Source organism: Microcoleus sp. B9-D4, from assembly GCF_036705105.1.
Lineage (GTDB): Bacteria > Cyanobacteriota > Cyanobacteriia > Cyanobacteriales > Microcoleaceae > Microcoleus.
The window spans coordinates 57,099-63,353 of the sequence record NZ_JAUBTS010000043.1 but is presented as its reverse complement, the minus strand read 5'-3'; the positions used below and the strand labels follow the sequence as shown (position 1 = coordinate 63,353).

Genomic DNA, 6,255 nt, shown 5'->3' with positions numbered 1-6,255 from the left:
CAGTCAACAGTCAACAGTCAACAGTCAACAGTCAACAGTCAACAGTCAACAGTCAACAGTCAACAGTCAACAGTCAACAGTCAACAGTCAAATAATAAACCTACAAAAAAGGCAAGAAAATCATGTCTGTTTTGATTGCAGTAGAACAAGTCGGAAAAGTATTTAATTTAACAGACGGCGGCACATACATAGCCCTCAAAGGCATCGACTTAGAAATTAAAAAAGGAGAATTTATCTCCTTAATCGGACACTCCGGCTGCGGTAAATCTACGCTACTAAATATGGTTGCAGGTTTGGATCTACCGACAGAAGGATTGGTGACGATCGACGGACAAAGAATCACCCAGCCCGGCCCCGATCGCATGGTAGTATTCCAAAACTATTCGCTGCTACCTTGGCGGACGGTCAGAGAAAACATTACCCTAGCCGTAGACTCGGTAATGAGTGGCTTACCCAAAGCCGAACGCCTCGAAATCATTCAAAAACACATCGACATGGTGGGGTTGACGCCTCACGCCGAAAAACAACCTGCATTGCTATCAGGGGGACAAAAACAGCGCGTGGCGATCGCCCGTGCTCTGGCCCTGCGCCCCAAACTGTTACTCTTAGACGAACCCTTCGGCGCTTTGGATGCTTTGACTCGCGGCAACTTGCAAGAAAAGTTGATGGAAATTTGCCAAGAGTACGAAATCAGCGCCCTGATGGTAACGCACGATGTGGATGAGGCCGTGTTGCTGAGCGATCGCATTGTCATGCTCACCAACGGCCCAGAATCGAAGATTGGCGGCATTCTCGAAGTAGACATCCCCCGCCCCCGCAAACGGATGGAAGTAGTCTCACACCCCAGCTACTACGCTCTACGTAGCGAAATGATTTACTTCCTCAACCAGCAGAAGCGCGTCAAAAAACTGCGGGCGCGGAAAGTACCCGCGATCGCCCGCCACGGCCTGGAAAAAGTGAACCTCGAACTCGGCTTTATTCCGCTGGCAGCCTGTGCTCCCCTCGCTGTCGCCAAAGAAAAAGGCTTTTTTGCCAAACACGGACTCGATGAAGTCCACCTCGTGCGGGAAACAAGCTGGCGCGGCATCGTAGACGGCATCGCCGCAGGTTACTTAGACGCAGCTCAAATGCCCTCTGGGATGGCGATGTGGTTGAGCTTGGGGGGCCACCAAGAGCAGCCGATTCCGACGGTTACAGCCCTCACCATGAGCCGCAATGGTAACGGAATTACCCTCGCGAGGCGCTTTTACGACCAAGGGATCTACACTCTGGCAGACTTTAAAAAAATGCTCCAGAGAACGCCCGCGCAAACCCACCGTATGGGCATCGTTCACCCTTCTTCGATGCACAACCTGTTGCTGCGTTACTGGCTGGCTTCCGGCGGCATTGACCCGGATCGCGATGTGTTGCTGAAAAATATCCCACCGGCTCAGATGATCGTTGACTTGCAGGGCGGCACGATTGACGGTTTCTGCGTCGGCGAACCTTGGAACTTGCGGGCCTCGATGGAAGGAGTCGGCTTTACGGTGGCGACAGATTTGGAACTGTGGCCGGGGCATCCGGGAAAAATTTTGGGGGTGCGGGAAGACTGGGCAAATGCTTATCCCAACACTCACATTGCTCTCGTCAAAGCTTTGCTCGAAGCTTGCCACTATTGCGCCGATCCAAATCACGCCGCCGAGGTTTCGGAAATTGTCGCGGGAAGGGAGTACGTCGCTACTGATAAGAGTTACATCCAACTCGGCGACCCGAAATCTGTTGCTTGCAACCTCGATACTCCGATGCGGGAATACGCCCACCACTTGTTTTCTGGAGAGGGGGTGAATCGCCCAAGCCGCACAGAACAACTCTGGCACATGGTACAGATGGCGCGCTGGGGCGATACTGTGTTCCCGCGCAACTGGGTGGAAATTCTGGAGCGGGTGGTGCGAGTCGGTGCGTTCAGCACGGCGGCGCGAGAGCTGGGGATGGCTGATATTACTTACACTCGCGGTTCTCTCAGCTTGTTTGACGGCTCGGTGTTTAATGCTGACGATCCGATCGGCTATCTCAACAATCTGGCGATTAAACGCGATTTCACGATGGCTGAAGTTGTACTCGATTCCGGCCGCCGAGCTGCTTAGAGCGGTTTTTAGTTCGATAAAAACAGGGTAATTGCTAATTGTTAGTTGTTAGTTGTTGGTTGTTAGTTGTTAATTGTTAACTGCTAATTGCTAGTTAGTAATTCCCTCTTCCTTCTTCCCTCTTGCCTCTTCCTTCTTGCCTCGCAAATCACCCACTCACAACTTCCTAAACCCATGCTCAACACCACTAAAAACCAGACGAACACCAAAACTAAAATCCAGCCGGGAAAAGGCCGCCGCCAACCTTTTTTGGTGATGGACAATGTTTACAAAGAATATCCAAATGGTTACAGGGCTTTAGAAAACGTCAATCTGAATGTAGCTGAGGGAGAGTTTATTACTCTGATCGGACACTCGGGCTGCGGCAAATCAACACTGTTAAATATGGTGTCGGGTTTTAGCCATCCGAGCTCCGGTAGTGTGACGATTAACGGGCAGCGGATTACGAAGCCTGGCCCAGATCGCATGGTGGTGTTTCAGGGTTACGCTTTGTTACCTTGGCGGACGGTGTTTGAAAATGTTTACCTTGCGGTTAATGCTGTATTTCCTGAGAAGTCGAAGGTCGAAAAAAATGCGATCGTCAAAGAGCATTTGGCGATGGTGGGATTGACAGAAGCTGCTGAGAAAAGACCGCCGCAAATTTCGGGGGGGATGAAGCAGCGGGTTTCGATCGCCCGCGCCTTGGCAATTCGCCCGAAAGTGCTGATTTTAGACGAACCTTTTGGTGCTCTGGACGCAATTACTAAGGAGGAATTGCAAGAAGAGTTGCTCAAAATCTGGAACGATCACCGCTGTACGGTGTTGATGATTACTCACGATATTGATGAAGCGCTGTTTTTGGCCGATCGACTGGTGATGATGACTAATGGCCCGTCGGCGACAATTGGCGAAGTTTTGGAGATTCCTTTTCCGCGTCCGCGCGATCGGGTTCAAATGATGGAAGATCCAGAATACTACAATTTGCGGAACTACGCCCTAGATTTCCTGTTCCGTCGTTTTGCACACGATCACGATGCCTAATCGGTTGGGAAATCAAAGTTAAAGAGGAGAATTATGAGACTTCTCGAACAAGTTTAATTCTTGTGCGGAGTAGGGGTTGGGCATCCTGCCTGCCCAAGACGAGCTTTTTTGCAGAAGTCTATTGAAAAGTTTAAGCCCCAGTGTTCCCCGATGTCAGGGGAAAATCGCTACGGGCGCAATTTTCCCGATCCGGTTGGGTAAACTGAAGCTTAATGGTGGGCGAGAAGTTTTTTCGGACGTTCGGATCTTTTTCCCAGCTTTTACGTCTACCAGCGAAGAGACCCGATTGCCTAGCTGTCGGTAAGCTGGCATGAACATAGCCCGCCTTCGATTGAGGGTGGGCTTCTTCTTGATGTTATTAACGGTTTGTGGGCGATCGGTGGTTGGTGCATTCCACCCTGGGAACTGGCACACTGCGGGAACGTTTATCGGTGTTTCATGGGTTAAGGCTGTTGTCAATATAAAGGTTTTCAGTTGAGTGAACTACAGATGCTCGGCTAGGGAAACGGCTGAGCCTAAGTCCGGCGCGGGGTTCTGTGACTTTTAACAATTGGTATAAGAGTGATGATTGTAGCAAGACTTTTTTAAATTTGTATTACTCAGGTTTGTACGGAAAACTCCTCTGGGTCAATATCCCAATTTACCCAGCGAATTGCTTCTTTAGCTGATTCTATCTCAGGCGGCACTCGCAAAGCGTGAATGTGTCCCGTGCTCGGACAAGTCATTTTTAACAAATAAACTGGCTTTGCATTACCCACCCCATCAAAATCATCGTCAAACTCGATGCTTAAGAGAGTGTATTCCTGCCAACTGTCTAATTCTGTCACCGCTAGTTCTTGACAAATGCGATCGTAAGTAATTCCCTGAATTAACACTCGCCTAATTTCCGCATTCTGTTCCTTTACTTCCGGTGATTTTTTGCCAATTATCGCGTAAGCCGATTTAACTGTTTCCGCAGCTTGCGAGCGATTTATCGGGCCAGTGGAAAGCGATCTCGCTCTCCATTTTTCCCGATAAACAGGAATTAAAGCTGCTTGTTCTGGCGTTAGTTTTTTAACCTTAGTCTGCGACATACCTCCAACCTTGTGGCTCATATTCCCGCTGAATTCGCACCATCCAATTACCTTCGGGAATTGCGATCGCATGGTGTTCTTCGTGACTCAATAAAGCTGTCGGTGAAAGCACCCGCAAGTACAGAGTGCCGTCTTTTTCGTAAAGTTCAGCTTGTCCCTCAATAATCTGGTGAGAATGTCCGGTGACTTCACCTTCGGCGAGAGTTAGGTGAGGTTTTTTTTCTCCTTCGATTTTCGGTACGGGGGTGAGAATCACGTCGCCTTGTCGGATGGGTTGCATAGGTTTTTTCTAAATTTTGTTTGCTGATTAGTCTTGGACGCACGGGTGGTCAGAAACCGGGTTTTTTACAAAAATACTCGATTAGAGTCCTTAATCTCGATAAAAAACCCGGTTTCTTTGATGTTGATGCGTCCGAGACTGGTAGTGTCGATCGATCTTTTCTACCACTCTCTTATACTACATTAGTAATACAGGAGCGTCAAGGGCGATCGACAAACTATATTCGATAACTGTTTGCTGCACTGACAGGCGTTATGTTTGAGGGTAAAAGTGCGCTCGGAAACAGTCGCCTGGGTGGGGGCGGGTTGATGTAGATTGTCGGTGGGAGTTGGAGATTGTTGGTGAACCCGCCCCTACAAATATTGCGGTTAATTTGAATCGGGGTTTTAACCGCCGACTATTATCGCCCAAAACTTCAAGTTTGCACCGAAAAATCCTCATAATCGACATCCCAATTCACCCAGCGAATCGCTTCCCTTGCAGATTGCATCTCAGGTGGAACCCGCAAAGCGTGAATGAATTCCGTGCTCGGACAAGTCATTTTTAACAAGTAAATTGGCTCTTTTTCAGGAACATCATCATCCCTCTTGAAATCATCAGGATCAAAGCCATCAATATCAGCATCAATTCTGAGCAGCGTGTATTCTTGCCAGCAATCTAATTCTGTGGCTTGCAATTCTTGGCAAATTCTAGCATAACCAATTCCCTGAATTAACACTCGCCTGAGTTCGGCATTGTCTTCTTCTAAAATCCAGGTAGGTTGCCATTGACTAGGGTGAACTTGTCCGTATTTTTCGGGCAAGGTGACGCCGTGGTAGGAATAGAGTTTGTAACCGTCGCTAAATTCGATCGCGCTTTCGCCTTCTGCGTGGAGGCGATTTTGGCTGTCGAAGGAGAGTTTGGTTGGGCGCGAGCACACATAGCAAACATTCTCAAAGGTCAAAATCCAGCCACATTCTACTAAAATCTGTTTCAGGCATTCAAAAGCTTTTTGTGCCTCTGGTTCGAGTACAATGCCCGATGCAGAAAGACAGAATTCAGCAAGAGCGAGAGCCTCCAGCACATATTTCGGAGTAACTATCAACCTTAAGTAGTTCCCATAGCCGGATAATTCTTTATTCAATTGTTGTTTTAGCTGTTCCTCCCATATAATTAATTCCGAAAGTTCCTGCCGCAATTCTGTTATTAAGTGAAATGGGTGCAGCGCATTTTTTACCAGTTTGTCAACTCGCTTTCTCAACTCTGTTTCCGTCGCTATTTTCAGCCTTTGTCTTTGTGCTAACCCTGCTTGGGGGCTGCTGCAAAAAAATATTTCAGGGGCTTGTAAACCGATGGCCTCGTAGGCAGCTTTAAGGGCGGCTGTGGCTTTAGGGTGAGAGATGGGTTTGCTAGAGTTGGCGAGAGTTCCCCACTTTTGACGACACGCTTCGATGAGAGCCTTCTTTTCAGCGATAAAGTTTACATTCAGATATATCAAATTAGTCAGAGATTGCAGGGGTGTGATGTCTGATATTTGATTGCTGTCGAGATCCAGCTCAGTCAAATTAGTCAGAGATTGCAGAGGCGTGATGTCTGATATTTGATTGCTGTACAGATACAGCTTAGTCAAATTAGTCAGAGATTGGAGAGGCGTGATGTCTGATATTTGATTGTCGCCCAGATTCAGACAAGTCAAATTAGTTAGAGATTGCAGAGGCGTGATGTCTGATATTTGATTGTCGCCCAGATCCAGCTCAGTCAAATTAGTCAGAGATTGCAG

General features: G+C 48.1%; 4 protein-coding genes and 1 pseudogene. 2 read left to right on the top strand and 3 right to left on the bottom strand.

Translation table 11 applies throughout. The annotated features are described in order from the left end of the window. Nucleotides 1-122: 122 nt before the first annotated feature. Both QUB24_RS22715 and QUB24_RS22710 read left to right on the top strand, forming a co-directional pair. A complete protein-coding gene (locus tag QUB24_RS22715) occupies nt 123-2,123 on the top strand; it encodes a nitrate ABC transporter ATP-binding protein (RefSeq protein WP_333155666.1) in 2,001 nt (666 codons plus the stop codon). A gap of 174 nt (nt 2,124-2,297) precedes the next feature. Continuing rightward, nucleotides 2,298-3,143: a nitrate ABC transporter ATP-binding protein gene (locus QUB24_RS22710; protein ID WP_333155664.1), complete on the top strand. Its 846-nt coding sequence runs from the start codon at nt 2,298-2,300 to the stop codon at nt 3,141-3,143. Nucleotides 3,144-3,742: 599 nt separating this feature from the next. On the opposite strand, the pseudogene QUB24_RS22705 reads toward QUB24_RS22710, so the two are convergent. The 3 genes and pseudogenes from QUB24_RS22705 to QUB24_RS22695 all read right to left on the bottom strand — a co-directional run. Further along, nucleotides 3,743-4,066 (bottom strand): annotated as a pseudogene (locus QUB24_RS22705) (DUF6745 domain-containing protein); the annotation flags it as partial. Between the two features lie 136 nt (nt 4,067-4,202). Continuing rightward, nucleotides 4,203-4,496 (bottom strand): hypothetical protein, encoded by a 294-nt coding sequence (locus tag QUB24_RS22700; protein ID WP_006632553.1) that lies wholly within the window; start codon nt 4,494-4,496, stop codon nt 4,203-4,205. A 415-nt stretch (nt 4,497-4,911) separates the two neighbouring features. Further along, nucleotides 4,912-6,255: leucine-rich repeat domain-containing protein (locus QUB24_RS22695; protein ID WP_333155662.1), on the bottom strand; the 1,344-nt coding region annotated here is incomplete at its 5' end.

Coding starts and splice junctions, on each gene's coding strand:
- QUB24_RS22700 (WP_006632553.1), bottom strand. CDS start 4,496: ATGCAACCCATCCGACAAGGCGACGTGATTCTCACCCCCGTACCGAAA.
- QUB24_RS22715 (WP_333155666.1), top strand. CDS start 123: ATGTCTGTTTTGATTGCAGTAGAACAAGTCGGAAAAGTATTTAATTTA.
- QUB24_RS22710 (WP_333155664.1), top strand. CDS start 2,298: ATGCTCAACACCACTAAAAACCAGACGAACACCAAAACTAAAATCCAG.